Source organism: Sphingobacterium sp. ML3W (genome assembly GCF_000747525.1).
Classification (GTDB): domain Bacteria; phylum Bacteroidota; class Bacteroidia; order Sphingobacteriales; family Sphingobacteriaceae; genus Sphingobacterium.
The window spans coordinates 1,840,779-1,861,826 of sequence record NZ_CP009278.1 but is presented as its reverse complement, the minus strand read 5'-3'; the positions used below and the strand labels follow the sequence as shown (position 1 = coordinate 1,861,826).

Annotated in this window: 22 protein-coding genes; 5 read left to right on the top strand and 17 right to left on the bottom strand. The window is 39.2% G+C overall.

Annotated elements, in window-relative coordinates:
• Window positions 1-405: 405 nt before the first annotated feature.
• From KO02_RS08055 to KO02_RS08000, 12 genes are all read right to left on the bottom strand, one after another.
• Window positions 406-894, bottom strand: a complete 489-nt coding sequence (locus KO02_RS08055) for a cupin domain-containing protein (protein WP_235212366.1) — start codon at window positions 892-894, stop codon at window positions 406-408.
• The gene (locus KO02_RS08050; RefSeq protein ID WP_038697381.1) at window positions 894-1,952 is read right to left on the bottom strand and encodes an alpha/beta hydrolase; all 1,059 of its coding nucleotides are present in this window, start codon (window positions 1,950-1,952) and stop codon (window positions 894-896) included. Before KO02_RS08050 ends, KO02_RS08055 begins: the two co-directional genes overlap by 1 nt.
• Before the next feature lie 65 nt (window positions 1,953-2,017).
• On the bottom strand, window positions 2,018-2,869 hold the full coding sequence (locus tag KO02_RS08045) for an aldo/keto reductase (RefSeq protein WP_038697379.1): 852 nt from the start codon (window positions 2,867-2,869) through the stop codon (window positions 2,018-2,020).
• 38 nt (window positions 2,870-2,907) lie between these two features.
• On the bottom strand, window positions 2,908-3,630 hold the full coding sequence (locus KO02_RS08040; RefSeq protein ID WP_038697377.1) for a carboxymuconolactone decarboxylase family protein: 723 nt from the start codon (window positions 3,628-3,630) through the stop codon (window positions 2,908-2,910).
• Between the two features lie 6 nt (window positions 3,631-3,636).
• Window positions 3,637-4,740 (bottom strand): alpha/beta hydrolase, encoded by a 1,104-nt coding sequence (locus KO02_RS08035; protein WP_038697375.1) that lies wholly within the window; start codon window positions 4,738-4,740, stop codon window positions 3,637-3,639.
• On the bottom strand, window positions 4,737-6,353 hold the full coding sequence (locus tag KO02_RS08030; protein WP_038697373.1) for a carboxylesterase/lipase family protein: 1,617 nt from the start codon (window positions 6,351-6,353) through the stop codon (window positions 4,737-4,739). Before KO02_RS08030 ends, KO02_RS08035 begins: the two co-directional genes overlap by 4 nt.
• A gap of 2 nt (window positions 6,354-6,355) precedes the next feature.
• Complete coding sequence (locus KO02_RS23930; RefSeq protein ID WP_200878615.1) at window positions 6,356-6,550, bottom strand: nuclear transport factor 2 family protein; 195 nt, start codon at window positions 6,548-6,550, stop codon at window positions 6,356-6,358.
• A 24-nt stretch (window positions 6,551-6,574) separates the two neighbouring features.
• Window positions 6,575-7,213, bottom strand: coding sequence for a cupin domain-containing protein (locus KO02_RS22715; protein WP_200878614.1), 639 nt, complete (start codon window positions 7,211-7,213; stop codon window positions 6,575-6,577).
• Window positions 7,214-7,256: 43 nt separating this feature from the next.
• Entirely contained in the window at window positions 7,257-7,886 is a 630-nt protein-coding gene (locus KO02_RS08015; protein ID WP_038697371.1) for a flavodoxin family protein, read from the bottom strand.
• 19 nt (window positions 7,887-7,905) lie between these two features.
• Window positions 7,906-8,991 carry an alpha/beta hydrolase gene (locus KO02_RS08010; RefSeq protein ID WP_200878613.1) on the bottom strand — a complete coding sequence of 362 codons (1,086 nt, stop codon included), beginning with the start codon at window positions 8,989-8,991 and terminating at the stop codon, window positions 7,906-7,908.
• 145 nt (window positions 8,992-9,136) lie between these two features.
• Entirely contained in the window at window positions 9,137-9,889 is a 753-nt protein-coding gene (locus KO02_RS08005; RefSeq protein ID WP_038697369.1) for a LytR/AlgR family response regulator transcription factor, read from the bottom strand.
• A 5-nt stretch (window positions 9,890-9,894) separates the two neighbouring features.
• On the bottom strand, window positions 9,895-10,899 hold the full coding sequence (locus tag KO02_RS08000; RefSeq protein WP_038702320.1) for a sensor histidine kinase: 1,005 nt from the start codon (window positions 10,897-10,899) through the stop codon (window positions 9,895-9,897).
• A 77-nt stretch (window positions 10,900-10,976) separates the two neighbouring features.
• Here KO02_RS08000 and KO02_RS23745 point away from each other — a divergent pair, with 77 nt between their 5' ends.
• Complete coding sequence (locus tag KO02_RS23745) at window positions 10,977-11,147, top strand: hypothetical protein (RefSeq protein WP_158500274.1); 171 nt, start codon at window positions 10,977-10,979, stop codon at window positions 11,145-11,147.
• Between the two features lie 279 nt (window positions 11,148-11,426).
• Here the strand turns inward: KO02_RS23745 and KO02_RS23925 are convergent, their stop codons facing one another.
• From KO02_RS23925 to KO02_RS07980, 5 genes are all read right to left on the bottom strand, one after another.
• Window positions 11,427-11,597, bottom strand: coding sequence for a hypothetical protein (locus KO02_RS23925; RefSeq protein ID WP_200878612.1), 171 nt, complete (start codon window positions 11,595-11,597; stop codon window positions 11,427-11,429).
• Window positions 11,590-11,835, bottom strand: a complete 246-nt coding sequence (locus tag KO02_RS07995; RefSeq protein WP_200878611.1) for a hypothetical protein — start codon at window positions 11,833-11,835, stop codon at window positions 11,590-11,592. Before KO02_RS07995 ends, KO02_RS23925 begins: the two co-directional genes overlap by 8 nt.
• Window positions 11,832-12,236: a DUF5675 family protein gene (locus tag KO02_RS07990; protein WP_038697367.1), complete on the bottom strand. Its 405-nt coding sequence runs from the start codon at window positions 12,234-12,236 to the stop codon at window positions 11,832-11,834. Before KO02_RS07990 ends, KO02_RS07995 begins: the two co-directional genes overlap by 4 nt.
• Entirely contained in the window at window positions 12,236-12,997 is a 762-nt protein-coding gene (locus tag KO02_RS07985; RefSeq protein WP_038697365.1) for a hypothetical protein, read from the bottom strand. Before KO02_RS07985 ends, KO02_RS07990 begins: the two co-directional genes overlap by 1 nt.
• A 471-nt stretch (window positions 12,998-13,468) precedes the next feature.
• Complete coding sequence (locus KO02_RS07980) at window positions 13,469-14,023, bottom strand: hypothetical protein (RefSeq protein ID WP_051959811.1); 555 nt, start codon at window positions 14,021-14,023, stop codon at window positions 13,469-13,471.
• Between the two features lie 820 nt (window positions 14,024-14,843).
• Here KO02_RS07980 and KO02_RS07975 point away from each other — a divergent pair.
• The 4 genes from KO02_RS07975 (at window position 14,844) to KO02_RS07960 (ending at window position 21,044) form a co-directional block, all read left to right on the top strand.
• Window positions 14,844-15,245, top strand: coding sequence for a hypothetical protein (locus KO02_RS07975; protein ID WP_038697363.1), 402 nt, complete (start codon window positions 14,844-14,846; stop codon window positions 15,243-15,245).
• Between the two features lie 111 nt (window positions 15,246-15,356).
• Window positions 15,357-16,745, top strand: a complete 1,389-nt coding sequence (locus KO02_RS07970) for a TolC family protein (RefSeq protein WP_038702314.1) — start codon at window positions 15,357-15,359, stop codon at window positions 16,743-16,745.
• Between the two features lie 9 nt (window positions 16,746-16,754).
• Window positions 16,755-19,931 (top strand): efflux RND transporter permease subunit, encoded by a 3,177-nt coding sequence (locus KO02_RS07965; RefSeq protein WP_038697361.1) that lies wholly within the window; start codon window positions 16,755-16,757, stop codon window positions 19,929-19,931.
• A gap of 12 nt (window positions 19,932-19,943) precedes the next feature.
• Window positions 19,944-21,044, top strand: coding sequence for an efflux RND transporter periplasmic adaptor subunit (locus KO02_RS07960; protein WP_038697359.1), 1,101 nt, complete (start codon window positions 19,944-19,946; stop codon window positions 21,042-21,044).
• Window positions 21,045-21,048 lie beyond the last annotated feature (4 nt).

Here is a 21,048-nt window from a genome sequence, read left to right as displayed (position 1 = left end):
TTCATCCACCGTCGCCTCGAATTTGGCTCGCCTGCAGATCGCTCGGGCTTCTGTTGCCATAGGCTGGCCAATAGTTTCACAGCCCCATTCATGCCTAGGCACCCTTGTGTAGGCGAGCTTTCGACTGTCACCACTTTTGAAATCCCTCACACACAAACCCACGCTATCAAAAATACCGCCAGCCACGCTCACCGACATATGCTGTCCCCCAGTACTACGTACCTCTCGGTCCACCACCCTCGCTCAACTCGCAGACGGCGAGCTAGCGCTAGCAGGCTTTTTGCAATCCGCTGCGCTCATTGCAAACACCCGCTATACCAACGGCAGCTGCAAAAACAAAAAAAAAGCTAAAATTTCAATGTAAAAATAGGACTTCATCATCTTAGTTCTAACCTACTAAATTAACTACCGAAAAGAACCATACTCCTCCTCAGTAACAGGCTTCAGCCACACAGCACCACCAATATTGGTATTAGTACCGATAGCAACATGCATCATCGTGTCGGTAGACGTAGCGCCATGCCAATGTTCTATATGAGGCGGACATTTAACAACCTGCCCTTTTTCAATAATCTCTACAGGCTTACCCTTCTCTTGGTATAAACCTTTACCCTCGGTAACCAATAAGATCTGACCTCCTTTATGGTAATGCCAATTGGTTCTGGCACCAGGAGCAAAAGTCACCGATCCGATATTGACATTAAAGGTCGTATCATTCTCCGCTAAATAGTTCAGCCATACTGTTCCGACAAAATTTTCGCTAACTACTTTTTCTCCTCTAGCGAAAACAGGTTCTTCATTCTTTTTCAACCCTGAAGTCTGTACATGATTACAACAAGCCGTAAATAAAACGGGTAAAGCGAAGAATAAGTAATTAAAAAGAAGCTTCATCATTATAAGTTTTTATGATAAAATTCTACTAGTTTATTAACCGCTTGCGCTACATACTCAGGTTTCCAATACGTTTGTATATGGGTCGCCCCATCTATTAGAAACATCTCTTTACTTTTGGCATTTATCGCTTTAGGAAATGCTTCGTCAGTCATGTATTTGGTATCCGATTTACTTCCAGATATCATTAACAAAGGTTGATCTAAAAGCTCTATTTGATCCGTAGCATCCCAAGTCATCAGTTCCATTAGACTACTGGTCGTATATAGAAAGGTAGAATTCGGGTGCGTATGCGATCTGTAATAATACTCATAGCCCTCACGGTACAGATCTGTACTGGTCTTAGCGATCTCTTCGTCCGTGATGCTAGCGACACCAGAAAAAACCAATTCTCCGCCCACAGCCTCTTGTTTACGCGCATCGGAAGCCTGTTTCATACGTTGCGCCACCGTATTTATTTGTGAGTTCTGAAAACCATTACGACGTACTTCGCCGGAGTTGAACATACTCAATGTTGCCACCGCTTTTAACCTTTTGTCCGACTGTGCAGCTTTTAACGTGTAACCGCCACCACCACAGATACCCAATGCACCTATACGGTCGATATCGACGCCCGGAAATTGGCTGATATAATCTGCCATGCCACGAATATCTTCAACACGGAAGAAAGGCTTGTCCGTATGACGAGGTTTACCTCCGCTTGCCCCTTGAAAAGTAGCATCAGCGGTTATAGCAATAAACCCAGCTTCTGCCAATCGTTGCGCATACAAGCCTGCTGTCTGCTCTTTAATACCGCCATTGGGGTGCGCTACAGTTATAGCAACATACTTCTTTTGTGGATCATAGTTGGCAGGCAAATACACATTTGCAGCGATGTCGTTACCGTTTAATTTATAGGTTACTGGTTGGATATTTACTTTACCTTTTTCATTTTTGGTAATAGCGCCGTCATACACCAATGTAAAAGGATTTTGTTCATATCGTTTTTGTATAGTTTGTGCGTTTGCTATATTCATAAAGGAAAGTGTTGTCAATACGATGATTAATGATAACTTGTTCATTGTTATATTATTTTAGGATGAATAGTATTTATCTAACCTGAAGTTGGTATATTCCTCTGTAAATGCTATTTAGGAAGTCTGCGGCTTGTCAACCATTTAACAATTTCGGGATCACGATGGCTGAAAAATAAACTTTCTTTCGTGTCTAGTGATTGAATAGTAGCCATATCCTCTGCAGTCAATTCAAAATCAAAAATGTCTATATTTTCAATCATTCTTCCTCTATTTACTGATTTTGGAATTACAGCAATGCCTCTTTGGATAAGCCACCGTAGTACGACCTGCGCTACGCTCTTATTATACTTCTTGCCAATGGAGGCCAATAATTCGTTATTGAAAAGGTCATTTTTACCTTCTGCAAAGGAAGCCCAAGACTGAATTTGGATATTGTTTTCCGTTAAGAATTTTTGTGTTTCAATCTGCTGATGGAATGGATGTGTTTCAATTTGGTTCACCGCTGGTACAATTTCATTAAAAGCCATTAAATCTACAACTCGATCTGGATGAAAATTGCTAATACCAATAGCTCGGATTTTCCCTTCTTTGTATAGTTCTTCCATCGCCCGCCAAGAGCCGTGAATGTCACCATAAGGTTGATGAATTAAATACAGATCCAAATAATCTAATTGCAACTTATTGAGGGATCTTTCAATCGCTTCCTTTGTTTTTTCGTAGCCTGTATCTTCAATCCAAAGTTTGGTCGTAATAAACAACTCTTCCCTAGGCACTGCACTTCTTTTGATTGCTTTGCCAACTGCCGTTTCGTTTTGATAAGATGCAGCCGTGTCTATAAGACGATAACCTGATTCTATTGCTGTTAAGACACTTTGTTCGCACTCCTCAAGATTTGTTATCTGAAAAACGCCAAAACCCAAAATAGGCATTTCTACTCCGTTATTTAATGTTATTTTTTTCATTTTTCTATAATTTAGCACTGTTAAATAGTATTTTTCCCTTACTTCGTCTTACGGCTACTAAGCAGCACCTCCAAAACTATCTTCGCATCTTCAGATTCCTTTTCGCCAACAGTAGATTCTACAACTGTTATAAATTGTTTCAACTGTGCCGCTGATAAGCCAACATTTAAACAGATACTCAAATGAGATTTAAGCATAGGCTCAACCCCTCCTATGCTGCTCAATACTGCAATAGTTGCCAATTCTCGTTCGGTGTAAGTCAGTACATCACGTTCAAAAATATCTGCAAAAAGATGCTCTTTGAGAAAAATCTCTATCGTAGGAGCAAATGCCGAATAGCCTGTCTGTGGTCCATTTTGAGGTGCACCTAATAATGAGTCTAAAACAGCCTTACCTCTGTCGTATTTACGAGCATCATTACGTATAGGAGATGCCTCTGCTCCTAACTTATCGTTTATTCCTTTCGCTTCGCGGTCTTGTAGAACAGTCATGAAGGTTTGCAACCCACGGATACTACGCGGAAAACCAGCATAAGCATAGGTATGAATGATAACTTCTTTGATCTGATTGATAGTCAATCCAGCATCTAGACCTGCATGCAATCGAGTAGCTAAGGCAGGCAAAGAACCTTTACCCGTTAATGCAGCTATTTGCACTATAGACCCCTGCTTTTTGCTCAAGCTATCCGTTTCTTGTGCATTTACAAACGTTGTAACCAGCATTGAAACGAATAACAATACAATTCTTATATGCTTTTTCATATTTTTTTATCTATCTAGCCCTTTTTCTTTTAACCACTTTGACATTAAATTAGCAACTTCAATATTGTTTAAGTCAGACATCGGGAAGTGTGTATTTCCTTTAAGCCCAACCTCTGGTAATTGGATCAGTGTCACATCTCCTCCATGCTTATTCACCACATCGCGCCATCTTTTGGCCATGATAAGTGCTCCTCTCCATTGCTCCTCACCAGGATTGCTTACCGGTTGCTCCGGAATGTAATCTCCATAATAAATGACGATCGGAATCTTCGTTAATTTCTTGAATTCTGCCATAGGATATCCTAAACCTTTTAGAACTCCACCTACATAGGGAATAGGTTCGGGAACTTCATTATCAGGAAATATAAAATTTGATCCGGGCTCATAAGCCACTATTCCTTTAATCTTGCCATTCTTTACTGCTGTCATCCAGCCCTGTCCACCACTATGCGAATGTGTAACCAATATCCCTTCGCCAATTTTATCAAATAATGCAGAGACAGCATTTGTATTTACCTCAAAATCAATAGGACCTGTATCAGGTACGATCTGTCTGAAGAACTGATCCAACACTTTTGGATCTTTAGAGAATTGTACACCTTTATAAAATTCGGTTCCTATACCTAATCTAAATATTCCGAACCAAAGCTGGTCATCCGGTGAAGCGGTTATGTGCATTGGCTTGGTGCTACGACCCGCATTTCCGCGTCTCGGTTGATCTAAATTATAAACATCAAAGCCTCTTCTAAGGAATATATCCTGAAAACCCTCTCTACCATCTGGCGTCGTCTGCCAAGTTCTCATGGACTGCCCGTAACCATGCCAAAATACAAGCGGTAAGTGATGCGCATGCACAGGCTTCTGGTAGACAACAAAAGCATGATCGCCATGCAATGTCTGCCCTGCTGAACTTTGATTATCTGGATTAAATGCACCATCAGCTATGGGGTCAAACTTTCCTGCTGCTGTTACAACAGTTCCGCCAACAGCAAAACTTCCCTGCTCTTTTACTACGATATATCCCTCTTCTGATCCATACTTTTTACTTTTACATGCACCAAAAACTGTTATAAGTAAAAAAGCAACTATAAATTGTTGTACTAAGCTCATTTCTTATCAAATATTAATTCTTCAGAAATCTTCTCCATAAGATCCAATCGTAATTTTTGAGGATCTTGTCTGCCTATCCCTATACCTGAATCAGTAAATTCCATAATGCCACCTTTTTCCTTTTGATGGATTGGCCAATTTGGCAAATCTTTGTCATTTGGATTTCCTGTCTTAGCAAAGTTCGCCCAATAGGTATTCAACATACTTGCCACAATCTGATCTTTATCCGAAACGGAAGCTCCATTTCTTACCGTTAAGTTATTAAACACATAAGGAATTTCAGAAGCATGTGATGCGCCATAACGCATTCTGCTTTTCATCGCTTCAGCAACATAGGAATAGAGATAAATATAGGCTGGATAGCCATTATCTGAAAAAGATCTTGCTGTAAATCGAGCTGGTTCTGCCCACACTTTATCCGTATTAACCATAGTAAGCATCTCGGTAAAATCAGTCTGACCCGTAGGGTCGTAAGCCGCTATTGCTTCTTGTCTATACGAAGCAAACAAATCCAACAACTCCTCCTTTGAACACGCATTGACAAAACCACCGGAAACCTCAGCGCTGTTAGAGCCGATCATTAAAGCGACTTCATGCTGGCTTCCTCTTTTATAAGCTTGCTCCGCCGTTTCGACTACCAATTTCCCATCCAGTATAGGACCCGAATAAATAGGTATTCCTTCATAGTACTCTTCACCGCCATCTACGATTTCTTCAACAGATAGTGCGCGTAATTTTGATAATGCATCAGCATCAATTCCTTCTATACCTTGTTTTCTAGCAAAGTTTACTCCTATAGCTTCAGCTGAAACCGGATAATGTATACTTGCATTTTCTTTACTAATCGGTCTTCCTGTCAATACGCCATCCCTTCCACCGCCTGATTGAACAATGGCTTTTTGAAAAAGTCCTTTTGCGGATGGAATAGTCATCAGCGAGTGTACAGATACTCCTCCGGCAGACTCTCCGAAAATTGTTACATTGTTAGGATCTCCACCAAAGGCTTCAATATTTTGCTGCACCCATTTTAACGCGGCAATCTGATCCATATAAGAATAACTCCCTTTTAACTCCGTTGGGTTTTCTTTAGAAAGTGCAGGGAATGCAAAATGTCCTAATCTCCCTAAGCGATAGTTGAAACTGACCAATATAACATCCTGTTTCGCAAATTGTTGCCCTGATGTCTCAGCATATGAGCTCCCTCCTCCAACAAAACCTCCTCCATAAATCCATACCATAACAGGAAGTTTCTTTTGCGTTTTGTTAATAGTAGGCTTCCACAAATTGACGAAAAGACAATCTTCTGAAGTATTGTCTCTAAGCTTTCCACTGTTTCGAGGCCAGCCCGCCTGTGCACAGTCTGCACAAAAGTTACTCGCATCTCGTATACCTTCCCATGGCTGAACACGTTGGGGTGCTTGCCACCGCAGCGCTCCAACAGGAGCAGCAGCATACGGAATACCTTTAAAACTTTCTACTCCTAATTCGCTTTTACCTCTCACAAGTCCAGCACTTGTACGAATCACTGGGGCTTCAGAAGTGTCAGCATATACACCTTGTCCAAAGGAACTGATGAAAAGAAATAAAACACTGATTAAGCTTACTTTTCCCATCTCTATTTAGCCTTATTCATCTTAACTGATCTTGATAACTTTGAAAATGTTAGTGATCCCATTTTCCATTCACCATTTTCCTTAACATATACTTCTGTCACCATAAAAGGATTCGTAACGGTATTACCTCCGACGACCGCCTCTAGATCTATATCATTGAGCAATATAGCCGTATTACCAATAATATTTAGCGTCACCGAATATACCTCTGCTTTCTTATATCATATCCCACCACTCTTAATTACATCGAGTTCACGTTGCTTGCCCCATGATCCACCCATATGAACAAACATTGATTTTTCATGAAATAACTTATTCAGTTCGTCTGTATTTTTATCGGCCATCCAGCCCCATTTCGATGCTGAAAGAGCTTTTAGCTGCTCTTCATCATTCAGCGCATTCTCTGTTGTTCTTTCTAAGTTTAAATAGGTTTGTTCATCTACTGGATGTAACCAAGTGGTGCTACTCTTAGGAGAGACAGCTAAGTAAGTAACACCTGTAGTCGGTGTAGAACCATGCCAATGCTCCACACCTGGAAGACATTTCACGACATCACCTTTCTTTACCAATTGTGCCGTTTTACCTTTTTCCTGATAATAGCCTGCTCCATCTGTAATCAATAATATTTGACCAGCGGAATGCGTATGCCAATTTAACTTCGCATTGGGAGCAAAAACAGCAAGTGATATTTGTGAATTGATATCTTTATCCGCAGCGTTTAACTCACGCAACCATACATCGCCTGTATGGTTTACATTTTTGGCTTTTTCACCCAATGTAAAAATGGATTGATCTTGCGCCATTACATTTACCGTAATAACGGTTAATAATAATCCTGTTAAATAGATTAATTTCTTCATGATATCTACTGCTTTTAATATTTTCTAATTAATTATGTCTACCCTATTTGATCATCCCTATACGAATCAACCAGTTTTGTATTTCTTCCTGCACCTGAAATTCTCTATTGCCTTCCATCACATATAAAACGCCATCTCGTTCTTTACCACCTTTGGTCGAAAAACCTTCCAAAACCTGACTATCTGGGCATAATTGCTTCACTGTTTCAAAACTACTCCCCATACCATAACCCGCATTGGTATTAAATGGAATTACTGTTTTGCCGCTTAAATCATATTGATTCAAAAAGCCTTTCATCGGAGGCGGAAGTCGCATGCCCCAGGTCGGAAATCCAATGAAAATGATATCGTATTTTTCAATACTGTCAATTTTCGTTTTCAAAGGAGGTAAAAAGTCTCTTGCATTTTCGCTTGCGACCTGATCTATTGTTGTTTTATAATCTGCTGGATAAAGTGTTTGTAACTCCAACTCAATTAGATCACTATTTATCTTTTGGTTGATCATCTCAGCAATAGCTTTAGTGTTTTTTGTTCTCGACAAATAGACAATCAATACTTTCATGTCATTAATAAGCTCCGTTTTTCCCACAGGTAACTCTGAAGCTCTGGAACAAGAGGTGAGCATCAAAAATATGACGCCTATCCAAGGGCTATAGTTTTGAATTATTTTCATCCTGCTCTTTATTTTTTGATTACTTACTTAAATCCTTTTCCTTTAGCCATTTCGATAATTCATCGGCCACCTGGATATTATTGAGATCTGAAAAAGGAAAGTGTGTATTGCCTTTGATACCGACTTCAGGAAGGTGTACCACCTGAGCGTCTCCACCATATTTATTAATAGTAGCAGCCCACAATCTAGCCATCTCTAAACCTGAGCGCCAATGATCCATATTCCAAACATTACTTGGCTCTTTAGCAATATTATCGCCGTAATAAACAACGATTGGAAGCTTAGTTAGTTTTTTAAAATCTTCTACCGAGATTTCTACTCCTTTCAATTCTCCAAACAATCCACTAGACGGAATTGCAGCAGGGAGCTCCCCTTTTGGGAACACAAACCCGCTGTAAGGCTCATAAGCGACAATACCTTTAACCTTATCGTTTTGGATGGCTGTCATCCAACCTGGACCGCCACCTTGCGAGTGCGTAACCAATATCCCGTCGCCTATTTTATCAAATAAGGACGAGATCGCACCGCTTACGACTTTCGTATCAAAAGCTCCAGTATTAGGAGTCATCTGTCTATAAAACTGCTCGAGAGATTGCGAATCTTTCGGAAATTGAACATTTGGAAAATAGTCCGGATAATTGCCAAGTCTAAACTGCGTAAACCAAAACTGCTCATCGGCAGTCGGTTTTACAGTCCCTTCAACCATACTTTTACCAGCTTCACCTCGTCTTGGTTGATCCAGCAAATAAACTGCATAGTTGCGACGTAAAAATATATTTTGAAAACCTTCTCGACCATCTGCTGTAGTCTCCCATGTTTTCTTGGACTGTCCCGCACCATGTAGGAAAACTAAAGGAAGCTTACGTGATTTTACTGGTTTTTGAAAGAATATGTAGGCATGGTCGCCATGATAAGTCTGCCCCTCTGGTTTTAACGCATTGTCTACTGAAAATGCACCTGGAACAACAGTCTGCGTACCACCAACCATAAAGCTTCCTTGCTCTGCAATAAGCAATCTTCCTGTTTTCGGTTGTGCAACAAGAGCGTTAAATAAACCGAAAACAATGATCAATATAAAAACATATTTTCTTGTCATATTTTCCATGGAAATTGAATTATTTGTTTACAATAAATGCTACTTGTTCATATGTCTTTATCTTTTTTAAACTTAGACAAACTTCGAAATAATAGTCTCTCCATTTATATATACGCTGACCAAAGCGAAAAACTGAAGAATAAAAGCGAAAGTCTTAACCAACTATCATCCAGTCTTTAAAAGCTGCTGCTTTATTTTTGCTGATATAAATAGGCTCTGGTACATCGGTGTTCAATGTGGCAAGTAGACGACTATCAAACCAAATTGTAATATCTTTAATGGCATGACGCGCGATGATAAATTGCTTATTCGCACGATAAAAGAGATTAGGGTCTAGCATCTGAAAGATCTGATCCAAAGTCTTGCTATAGGGATACTGCTTCCCATCCTGTAATTGTATAACGGTATGCTTGTCTGTCGTATAGAAATAGGAGATTTCTATTACTGGAATTGGTAACAACTTATCTTTCACAGGAACTAAAAGACGTTCGCTATAGCTCTTAGCTGGGCTCAAATTGCTTATTTGCGAAAGATAGGCTAGAATATCAGGTTGCGATAATTTCTTAAACTTATTCAATGCAAGTTGCAACTCATGGCTCTTTATAGGCTTTAACAGATAATCTATACTGTTGACCTTGAAGGCTTCGATAGCGTACTCATCATAAGCTGTAGTAAAAATAATGGGTACCTCTAAGGTAATATGATCAAATATCAAAAAGGAAGAACCATCCGATAGATGGATATCCATCAGTATAAGATCAGGTGCAGGATTCTCATTTAACCATTTTGTCGTCTGTGATACACTTTCTGTATTCCCAACTACCTTTATAGTAGGATCAATTTCTTTAAGTATATCAACCAGGGTTTCATATGCTGCAGTTTCGTCTTCGACAATTAAGATTCTCATAGCGCTTATTTTAAAGGTAATATGACTGTAAATAACTTTCCATCATCTTCTACACGGATAGATTGCCCTAACAACAACTTGAATCGGCTCTCTAAATTATCAAGACCCGTTCCATTGGTTGTGGGGCGCACGAGCTTCGGATAGATTGGATTAGAGATACATAATTCATCTTGTTCGTTTAACCATATCTTGACTAGCATTTTGTGATCGCTATCTACCACATTATGAACTACAATATTGTCTAGCAGCGGAAGGATGGAAAGTACGGGAAGCTTTAATGTAAATTTACTTTTTTCAATTTCGATATGATACTGTAGCTTGTCCGAAAAGCGCACCTCCATCATGTACTGAAAAGAAGTGACAAAGGCCAATTCTTCAGCTAGTGTAACAAGACCTTTCTTATGACTTTGAAGGATGTAGCGAAATACATCAGACAGCTTATCCAAATAGGTCAATGTCACCCGATCCTCCTTCTTACGAATGAGGGAGGCTAAACCATTGAGCGAGTTAAAGAAAAAATGAGGGTTGATCTGATTAGTCAATGCATCGTAACTGCTTTGCAAATTTTGCACGCGCAATTCTTCGATTTCTTTGTTTTTCTTCCTTTGGTCCAGATACAGCATAGCAATATGACCAACCAATGTACTCAATACGGACACAATGAAAAACTGGAATAGCACTAAGCTACCATAATGACGTATTTTCACCAAAAGTAGATAACAAATACCCCCATAAATGGCAAATATCGTAACAGTAATTATTAGATTGAGAAAGAATCGTTTAGAAAGTGCAGTGCTATGCAACGACTTTAAGTTATATCTTACTAATAAAAAGATCAAAGTAGAAAGTAAACTGTAGCGAATCAACAACAACATAATCCGTTCTACCTTTGCGCTTCCTACTAACTCATTCAGTTCAAAAGGCAGCCAAGTGATATCTGGGTAAATTACAAAAAGTGAAGCTAGCAATGCTAAAGCTGCTAGTTGCCAAGTCTTGAATTCATCTAACATATGGTGAGTATTATCAATTGGGGTATCTCGCATATACTAAAATTACAAATTAGTATTCTTAAAATATGTAATCTCGGATGAAAACGAAAAATGGGGTATTTAAAGCGAAAATCATAACTTACTTTAGTATAGCTTTAAATATAGGCAAAGCCAGATTATCCATTTTCAATAATTACAAATATCGCACTCGTTATAAAAACACTGTAAGAAAGACAAAAAAGAATACAAAATTAAATGCAGCAGGCTAAACAGCAAGGTTAAGCCCTGGTTTTAAGAGAAATCTCCATCCGCCTACGGTAGGATAGTATTTCACTCAAAAACCTTGCTTTATTAGCCTTCAGCAATTGTAGCAAAGACTTTCTTTTTTTCCTTTTTCTTTTGGAGTTAAGTTCTTTTTTGAAATCTGCACAGAGACGTGGTCACTCATTAAAAACAACAACATCAAGCAAATAATTATTTGCATCAATCAAAATAACAAAAGCTCGACATAATGCCGAGCTTTTAATTTGAATAAAGCCACCACAACTCTATTTTTTTCTTTTGGTCAGTGATCCAAGTAGTAAAGATACACAAAAACTAACTATCGCGCCAATGGAGGCCAGCAAAATTGTTTTCAAAATATCACCCATAATCAATGCCGGATAAATACCCATCAATACGCCGCCAAAAGTACCATGACCAACAGCAGCTCTATTCATTATTTATCTCCTCTATACCTTTATCGACCTTCTGATCATCAACAGTTATCTGGCTGATAGCAGATATTACACCACCTACAACAGTCAAATAACCACCAACACTAATAAGTGTTGCAGGCAAAGCAATAGGAGCTGTTAGAATGGCTCCTCCGATTGCCGCAACAATAATCCCTACACTTCTCAACAACTTAAAAAATTTCGGAGTAGGAGCTTGAGCTCTCTCTATCACATTCATCATTCCCCCTTTTTTAATACTTCCAACAAAACCTGCTCACCTTTATCGATCGAAGCATAAACCATTTCCCTCAATTTGTTAAAAGCAACTACTGACTGAACGCCTCCCCCTATTCCAACAATCCGACTGACCGGTGCTATACATCCTCTCAATTCAGTCTTCGCATCATTAGCCGGATGAAACAAAATCTCACTGCGCCCATACACATCCTTTACCAACACATGCCACTTAAATTTTTTGCTATAACGCTTGGCCAGTAAATATGTCCCTTCCGGAATACAAGAATTATTGCGGACATTATCTAACCAGGGCAACTCAATAGCATAACAAACAAATTCACCTCCGATCCAAATCTCACCATGAGTACCCTGACTATGATAAGTCCGCAATAACCGCATAACCATTACACACCAGTATCAATTGCAACCAAATTCAATGCGTTGAATGCGCCGTTATTCAACGAGTAGAAAGAACCATTTACTTCCTGAAGAAACTCAATTCCAAAAACCAAAAATAAAGGCTTAGTAGAATCAGATATATCAAGTTCATTACTCAAAATAGTTAATGCTGTATTCGAATTATCATACTTTAATTCAGCAGTACTAGCTTGAGCCAAAACAAATGTTTCATTCTCAAAATCAACTTCAACTCCCGCAGAAATAAATCTAAAATGCGTAGTGCCCCCAGGAGCAACAATCTGACTATTCGGATTAAAGCTCGGCACATTGACTTCCATAATTCCAAATGCGCGATCAATACTAAAAGAAACCGGTGCATAAACTGTAGCAGATAATCTAGCATTTCCATTGAGATCAAATCCCTGCAAAAGGATTAACTCTCCATCCAGCACATTTCGCTTACCACGATCACTAATTCCATCTGCCTTGATGACCTTCATCATCAATTTGACAAGTCTTGAAATCATACGTGAATCTTGTGTCTTGTTTAACACTGGACGAATTGCTGTGCATAAAACCTTACTAGCTTTACCAGCCCTTCCAAACTCTGCAGCATTCTCTCGAGTACGCTGAAATTTTGGATCGTTTAAAAACCGGTCCTTATCGATCCCTCCTTTTTGTCTGGCTAAATAGCCATCCTTACTTTTGTAAAAAGTAATATCCCCGATAGTACCTTTTAGTTTAATAATACCTGATTGTCTTGCCATCTCACTTAATTTTTAATCTCACCTCCGCTGCAGCTATTAGTGACCAATAAGACAAAACTTGCAAAAACTACCTTACAAAACAGTGCAGCACATACCAAATGGCATTAGTAGACATTCAATTACTAAAATAGACTATAAAGAATTTGTAAATTGCAACAAGGAATAGCCACCAATGCAAACCACAAGTTGTTACCAACTTGGTAGGATTAAATAATAGTCAGCTGCCCATGGTCTAGAGCCAACCAACAGCATAGATGAAGTGTACATAAAGTATTGTTTATGAAAAGAATTTGTATTTATCCAAAGGATATTTCCAGAATAACCGGCAAGAGTTACCGGCAAAGCCTGCGCATCTATCACAACATAAAAAAGATTCACAATAAACAAACCCATCAATTGATCAGTATAGATGAAGCTTGTCAGTATCTGGGGCTAGATACCGATCAAATAAAACAGAGCTTATAAAGGGCACTATTCGTACTTTTCCCATAATTCTAGCTTTTTGACCCTAGATATGATGGCCCCAGGGTTTCGTTGAAATATCTCAGCTAATTCCTTAGTATTGATACCATCACAAAATAGCTTCTCAAGTTTCTCGTCATCGTCAACGGACCAAGGCAAATAAGCTCGAGCATGGGTTTTCCGTTTATCATCTAATGTATAACTTTTTGGACTTTGACCATAAATGACACCAATCTCTTCTTTATAAATAATCCTCACATTCGTTCCAAGATTTTCAAAGATTTCTGATGAAGAATGAGATCTCATTCGAGTAATTTTATCAATCCGTTTTAGTGACTTATTTAAAGCATCTCTAATAGTCTTGACATCCTCAATAGGTACACAAATACTATTTTGATAAATTCTTACACCTGCAGGTTGATTTTCAGAAATAATAAGTTTCAAGTTCTCTTCAGAATTTACTACAATATCAAAGACATATTCCCGATTTCCAATACCTACACAATCACTAAAAAGATTTCTAAATTCCATAATAAATGTCTCAATTGGTTTATAATAAAACATGTATACCCAAATATATAAAATCAATCGCAACAAGACTAATATACAGACATCTACATAAGTATAAATTAGAATTAAAACATCAAATAACGCTGTTCATTTCGTATATTTGTATAAGAAATCAGAAGTAGGAAAAACGTAATTAGTTTTAGCGAGACCTTTTAGAGACCCGCAAAAACTATACGATATAAAAGATACAAAATCAAGGAGTTACAAGCAAGGTTCGAATCCCTCGCTCTCCGCCAACAAAAAATAAAGCCCAACTGCAAAGTTGGGCTTTTGTTGTTTATAAGATTTTGTAAGCTTGCTTAAACAAAAGCTATAAGCAACAAAAAAATGAGCGAAGTGAATGGCTTTATTTTTTGATGAAGCCTCCCCCATTTAGGGTTCATAGAATAATCCCTCGCTCTCCGAAGAAACCTTCATCGAAAGATGAAGGTTTTTTTTATGCACAGAATTTAATCTCTGCATGAAATATTGTAAAAAGCAGTTGCCGATTCGGACCAGAAGCGCTGGGTGGGGTTCGAACAATATCGTTGCAGACTGTGTATGGGGATTGAGGGTCGTAACAAATCCCTCGCTCTCCGCCAACAAAAAATAAAGCCCAAAGCAAAGTTGGGCTTTTGTTGTTTATATCGTGAACCTTAATATTCCTAAACATAAAACAGCCCAAATTAATATATTATGATTTTTATGCGCATAAAATCATATCGCACTTTTAGGAAATATGAAATTGTGTCTTAAGCAACAAACCTGTTAGAAAACAAAAAAATAGAACACAATATTTGCTGGCTCACATAAAAAGTCCTAGATTTACCGATATATGAACCGCTTTAGACTACATATAACAAAAAAAATTCAGAGCACCTTATTTATCGTTGCCACGATTTTTTTTGTGCTATTGACTTCCTGTGCAGTTAAAAGTAGCATCAAAAGCTGGGCAGATATCGCAAGTAGTACAGCACAAGCCCCTATAAAGAGCGGAAATCTATTTTCCAGTAGTATTACGGAAAAATGTATCAATAGTGAAACTACAGATACACAGATATCCCAAATTGTTTCTTTTCAGGCTGGTGACTATGCTCCAATAGTATTATTTACCCTTGCATTTATGTTGCTGTTTAGCGTTACCGTTCGCAGCCAACAAGCACATCCCCATTATGGAAACTTGAAAATATCAGGTTCCATACCCATCTTTATTCGAGATCGTAATCTCCAAATTTAGCACTTCTTTTTACCCCCCTCTACTCCTATTGATTTTTCAATGGGCAACATTATTATTGTATTCAAGACAGATTGTTGGTTAACTACCAACCTATCAAAACTTAATATCACTATGATCAAACACATGGTGGCGACTACACTTTTGTGGCTTGCCATTGCACCCGTATTACCCACATACGGACAGCAACAAAAAGAAAACACCTTGGGCAGTTTATGGCCAAAGGTGGAAGAAAATTATCCCGGTTTAGGAGCTAAAAACAATGCTATGGATGCAGCAAAGCTAAATGCTAGGGCTGTAAAAAGTGGCATACTTCCACAGATAAAAACGCAGGTACAAAACACTTATGGCACATACGAAGGTAGTGCAGGAGCCTTTTTCCCTCAACCTGGATTTTTCAATGTAAGTGGTGCCCCAAATGCGCTTGATGGCAGCAACATGGCCGCCAATAGCTTTGGCTCTGCTACAATCGAATGGGAATTATTCTCGTTCGGTAGACTTACAAAAGAAAATGAAGCAGCAGATGCGCTATTCGAGAAAAAAGTAAGTGAAAAAGATGCATATGCGCTGAACCTCAAAAAAACCTTATCTGAGCGATACATCACACTCCTTTATAATGATGCAAAATTAGCGTGGTCTAAAGCAAATACAGAGCGCTTAGATGATATCCGCAAGATCAGCTCAGGATTAGCTGCTTCTGGTCTTAAACCGGCTGCAGATAGCCTCTTAGCTTCCTCTTCCTATATACAAGCATTGGGGGAATATGATAAGTGGAGTGGTAATAAAAATGCTTCATTTATTAAATTGCAGGAACTTTATGGGTCAGAAGGGATTTCTTATAGCGCATCTACTCATCGTTTTTCCAATCCCATGGAGAAACATGGTTTAAAAATAGGTCAAAAGATAACACCATCACACCCACTATTAAATGCATTGGACAAACAATCGCAATACTATACGCTAAGTGGTGAAGCGCAGAAAAGAGCGGCAATGCCATCTTTAAGACTGTTAGGTGGTTACGCTTACCGCGGTACAGGAGTTAGTGCAACAGGCAATAGTTCTGGAGCATGGAAAAATGGATTTAACAACAGCACCAATAATATGCTAATTGGTATAGGTTTAACCTGGAATATCACGAACATATATACGAACCGATTAAAAGGAGAAGGATTATTTAAGGAAGCTATAAGTACTAAACTCCTTCATGCACAATACGAGCAAGCCATGGAGGCCGACCTCTCGGCATCACAAACGAAAAGTTTTTGGCAGTATAAACAAATTCAAAAATCGGAACTTGCCGTGAGGCAAGCTCAAGATGCCTATGCCATGTACCTTGCTCGGTACAAAAGTGGACTTATTTCACTTAGTGAATTATTACAGATTCGCATATTGTTAGAACAAGCGGAGAATAATCATATCGAGGCTTCTCGCTCTTACTGGCTGTTACTTGCATACGAATCAGAATTGACAGCGGATTTCGATTACCTGTTTAATAACCTTTAATACATACACATGAATCTAATCAGATTTGCGCTAAGGAAGCCAATAGCCATTATGGTAGCAGTCATTACGATCGCTTTTTTTTCCTATAGCACAATAAAAAAAATAAACGTAGACATCTTCCCTGAAGTTGAACTACCTGCCATGTATATCGCTATGCCATACGGCGGATTATCTCCCGCTTATATGGATGGATTTATGGCCAATGAATTTCAAAAGGTCCTGCTATTTGTCAGCGGAGTCAAAAATATTGACTTCAAAAGTGTACAGGGGTTAAGTCTGATGAAGCTTACCTTTTACCCTGGCACCAATATGGCACAAGTTGCTGGTGAAGTATCTACTTCTGTATCAAGAGCCATGGGTTTTTTGCCCGCTGGGGCAGTACCGCCAATGGTGGTACGTTTTGATGGTAGTTCACTTCCTGTTGGTCAATTGGTATTTGAAAGTGACAAACTTTCTATTAATGAAATACAGACGCTCGTACTGACTAAGATCAGGCCAATGTTTGTTGAGATTTCGGGGATCACTGCACCTGCACCATTTGGGGGTAATGCCCGTTCTATCGTAGTCAATATCGACCCTCAAGCTATGCAAGCTAGTGGTTTAAGTGCCGAAGATATTACGATTGCCATCACAAAAAGTAGTACCCCCTCTCCTGCTGGTAACATCCGGATAGGAGATGAAAACTTAATGGCTCCAATCAACTCCATCGCCAAAAATCCTGAAGAATTTTTAAATACACCAATTAAGACAACGGACAATGGAACCATCTATGTCAGAGATGTCGCTTCGGTAACTGATGGTGCGGATCAAACGGTAGGTTATGCACTGGTGAACGGTAAACGTTCTGTGTACTTACCGATTATCAAAAAGGCTGATGCTTCCACATTAGATGCTGTTAATAATTTAAAAGCATCCATGGACAAGTTAAAAAATCAACTACCAGAAGAGGTAGATGTCCGTTATGAATTTGATCAGTCAAAATACATCGAACGCTCATTGTCAAACCTCATACACGAAGGTATCTTGGGAGCTGTGTTTACTGGATTGATGATATTCTTATTCCTAGGTGATAGCCGTGGAGCACTCATTGTGGTTTTGACCATTCCAATTGCCATTCTTTCGGCCGTTATGGTATTATACTTATTTGGCCAAACGATTAACATTATGACACTAAGTGGGTTAGCCTTGTCCATCGGTATCTTAGTTGATGAGGCTACGGTGACCATCGAGAACATTCACCAACATATGGAAATGAAAAAAGGAAAGCAAAGAGCAATTCTAGATGCGTTGCTTGAAATCTCTGTTCCCAAGTTATTGATTCTCCTGTGTATCCTTGCTGTGTTAACTCCTGCTTTTATCATGACCGGTATTCCCAGAGATATGTTTATTCCATTATCTATGGCCGTAGCATTTGCAATGATTGCATCGTTTATTGCCTCACAAACATTTGTGCCGATATTAGCGAACTGGTTAATGAAGGATAAACATGAGGTGCATAATAAAACGGCTAGGAAAAGAGCCTTTTTTGATAAATTCAGAGTTAATTATTCTTATAGGATGCGTAAGTGGTCTACCAGATCACTAGGTCTATTCATATCCTACATCTTCATAGCTGGAGCCATTGTGGGACTATTATTAAACGTAGTTGGTACCGATGTCATGCCTGTTTCAAACAGTGGTGATTTCCAACTCCGTATCCAAGCACCTCAAGGCAGTAGAATTGAAAAAACGGAAGAACTAGTCAAAACCATCACAGAAGAAATTAAGGCACAACTTCCTGAAAATGGCATGGCGATAAGTTCAGCTTTTGTAGGTATGCAACCCGCAACATCGCCTATAAACCCTATTTTCTTGTTTACAAGTGCATCGCATGAAGCAGTGCTACAGGTATCCGTAGATCAAGATATTTACACCGGTTCAATGGAGGACCTCAAGGAAGAAATCAGAAAATCAATAGGTCAAAAACATCCAGAAGTACAGCTAAATTTTGAACCGATGGAGTTGACTGAAAAAATAATGGGACAGGGCGCTATGACGCCGATTGAAGTTAAAGTCGGTGCTGGACAACTCAAGGTTGCAAATGCCCATGCCTCAAAAATAGAAGCGAATTTAAAGAAAGTTCCTTACCTAAGAGATGTGCGCATTGCTGAACCACTTGCTTACCCCACATTGGAAATTGAAGTGAACCGTGATCTGGCGGGCCAGTTTGGATTGACAATGCAGGATATCACCCGGAATTTAGTTGCGGCCACATCATCGACGCGCTTTACTGATAAAAATCTTTGGGTAGATCCAAAATCAGGACTTGTATTTCAGGTTCAAGTACAAATTCCTGAGCACATCATGTCTTCTGAAGAAATGCTTAAATCATTACCTCTAAAAAAGGGAAGTCTGCGTCCAGTACTTGAAGATGTTGCAACAGTAAAACGAGTCACTGCCCCAGCGCAAGTAAACCGTAAGGGTCCAAATCGCTATGTCACAATCATCGCAAATGTATATAATCAAGATCTTGGAACGGCTTCTGCAGCGGTAAAAAAAGCCATTAAGGAAGCTGGAACCCCTCCACGTGGGGTCAACGTATGGACAGAAGGGACGATGCAACTATTGGATGACACATTAGGTAGTTTATTGACAGGATTAGCGGTCGCTATTATCGCTATTTTCTTAATGTTATCTGCATATTATCAATCTTTTAAAGTGCCGTTGATCATCTTATCCGTAATTCCAGCTGTAATAGCCGGAAGTTTGATTATCCTATTTATCACCGGTAGTACACTTAACCTCCAATCGTACATGGGAATCATCATGTCTATTGGCGTCTCGGTATCCAATGCGGTACTTCTTATTAATCAAGCTGAATATTACAGAAAAAATATGGCTCTAAAGCCTGCTAACGCTGCGAGACTAGCGGCATCATCTCGATTACGTCCGATATTAATGACAGCTGCAGCCATGCTAGCGGGTATGTTACCTATGGCTATGGGGATAGGTGATGGGGCTGAACAGGTAGCTCCGCTTGGTAGAGCTGTGATTGGTGGCTTAATTGCTTCGACCATTACCATTCTACTTCTATTACCGCATTTCTTTGCTTCACTCCTATCAAGAACAACTATTAAGAGTCCATCTTTAGATCCGGATGATGAAGAAAGTCAATATTATTCAAATCCATCGACATCATCTTTATAAAATATCAGCGATATGTATTCTACAACTTCAATATATAAAACAAGTAAATTAAGCGCATTTGCCGCAATTTTGATTTCATTATCTGCCTGTTCGCAACAAGAACAAAAAGTTGATATGGCCCCTCAAAAAACCGAAAAACAGGTAAACTACCCTACAGGTGCAATACAGATTATGAATCCAGAATACGAAATTTCTGTTCCTGCAGAACTAAAGCCTTATGAACAGGTGGCTGTATTTGCAAAAGTATCAGGATTTGTAAAGCAACTTTATGTAGAACGTGGCGATCAGGTACGTAAGGGTCAATTATTGGCTGTCCTTGAAGCCCCAGAAATGAATCAGCGGTATCTTTCTGACAAAGCAACGGAACAAAAGATATACAACGATTATCTTTTTGCGCAGCAGGCTTACGACCGCCTAAAAGACGCTTCTAAAACGGCTGGTGCTGTAGCAGCTATCGAGTTGGACAGAGCTAAAAGTACAGTTGAAAGCGCGCGCGCTGCATATGAGGCCTCAAAAGCAGGTACAACACATACATCACAGTTACAACAATACCTACGCATAACAGCTCCATTTGATGGTGTTATTACTGCGAGAAATGTATCTGTAGGAGCTCTGGCAGGTACATCATCCAATCAGTCACTGTTTATGATGGCCCAGGGCAATAAATTGAGATTAACGTTATCACTTCCTGAAAAACATGCTGCTTCTGTGCAACAAGGCGTACAAGCGAAATTCACCGTAAGTTCGCAACCTGGGAAAGTATTTGACACTTCACTTTCTCGTACATCGGGATTATTAGATCAGCAAGACCGATCGCTAACTCTGGAATTTGATGTTGACAATCCCTCTCGTGAATTACAGGGGGGTGATTATGCGCAGGTAAAATTAAAGTTAAAACGTAAAGAAGCCTCTACTTGGGTGCCTAAAAAAAGTGTCTTGACTACGCAGTCTGGTACTTTTATACTTATATTAGATGATCAAGAAATTAAACGTATTCCTGTCAAAGAAGGCGTACATTTGGATTCATTAACGGAAGTATTTGGTTCGCTTTCTGCAGAACATAAAATTATACTAAAGCCGTCGGAAGAAATCAAAGAAGGAAAAATAAACTAATACG

Bases quoted from the DNA above. Each gene is read 5' to 3' on its own strand.
- KO02_RS08030 (WP_038697373.1), bottom strand. From the start codon at position 6,353: ATGGGAAAAGTAAGCTTAATCAGTGTTTTATTTCTTTTCATCAGTTCC.
- KO02_RS07990 (WP_038697367.1), bottom strand. From the start codon at position 12,236: ATGGTTATGCGGTTATTGCGGACTTATCATAGTCAGGGTACTCATGGT.
- KO02_RS07980 (WP_051959811.1), bottom strand. From the start codon at position 14,023: ATGTTTTATTATAAACCAATTGAGACATTTATTATGGAATTTAGAAAT.
- KO02_RS07995 (WP_200878611.1), bottom strand. From the start codon at position 11,835: ATGATGAATGTGATAGAGAGAGCTCAAGCTCCTACTCCGAAATTTTTT.
- KO02_RS22715 (WP_200878614.1), bottom strand. From the start codon at position 7,213: ATGAAGAAATTAATCTATTTAACAGGATTATTATTAACCGTTATTACG.
- KO02_RS07975 (WP_038697363.1), top strand. From the start codon at position 14,844: ATGAACCGCTTTAGACTACATATAACAAAAAAAATTCAGAGCACCTTA.
- KO02_RS07985 (WP_038697365.1), bottom strand. From the start codon at position 12,997: ATGGCAAGACAATCAGGTATTATTAAACTAAAAGGTACTATCGGGGAT.
- KO02_RS08000 (WP_038702320.1), bottom strand. From the start codon at position 10,899: ATGTTAGATGAATTCAAGACTTGGCAACTAGCAGCTTTAGCATTGCTA.
- KO02_RS08040 (WP_038697377.1), bottom strand. From the start codon at position 3,630: ATGAAAAAGCATATAAGAATTGTATTGTTATTCGTTTCAATGCTGGTT.
- KO02_RS08045 (WP_038697379.1), bottom strand. From the start codon at position 2,869: ATGAAAAAAATAACATTAAATAACGGAGTAGAAATGCCTATTTTGGGT.
- KO02_RS08050 (WP_038697381.1), bottom strand. From the start codon at position 1,952: ATGAACAAGTTATCATTAATCATCGTATTGACAACACTTTCCTTTATG.
- KO02_RS07960 (WP_038697359.1), top strand. From the start codon at position 19,944: ATGTATTCTACAACTTCAATATATAAAACAAGTAAATTAAGCGCATTT.
- KO02_RS08055 (WP_235212366.1), bottom strand. From the start codon at position 894: ATGATGAAGCTTCTTTTTAATTACTTATTCTTCGCTTTACCCGTTTTA.
- KO02_RS08015 (WP_038697371.1), bottom strand. From the start codon at position 7,886: ATGAAAATAATTCAAAACTATAGCCCTTGGATAGGCGTCATATTTTTG.
- KO02_RS08010 (WP_200878613.1), bottom strand. From the start codon at position 8,991: ATGGAAAATATGACAAGAAAATATGTTTTTATATTGATCATTGTTTTC.
- KO02_RS08005 (WP_038697369.1), bottom strand. From the start codon at position 9,889: ATGAGAATCTTAATTGTCGAAGACGAAACTGCAGCATATGAAACCCTG.
- KO02_RS07970 (WP_038702314.1), top strand. From the start codon at position 15,357: ATGATCAAACACATGGTGGCGACTACACTTTTGTGGCTTGCCATTGCA.
- KO02_RS23925 (WP_200878612.1), bottom strand. From the start codon at position 11,597: ATGAATAGAGCTGCTGTTGGTCATGGTACTTTTGGCGGCGTATTGATG.
- KO02_RS23745 (WP_158500274.1), top strand. From the start codon at position 10,977: ATGAAAACGAAAAATGGGGTATTTAAAGCGAAAATCATAACTTACTTT.
- KO02_RS08035 (WP_038697375.1), bottom strand. From the start codon at position 4,740: ATGAGCTTAGTACAACAATTTATAGTTGCTTTTTTACTTATAACAGTT.
- KO02_RS07965 (WP_038697361.1), top strand. From the start codon at position 16,755: ATGAATCTAATCAGATTTGCGCTAAGGAAGCCAATAGCCATTATGGTA.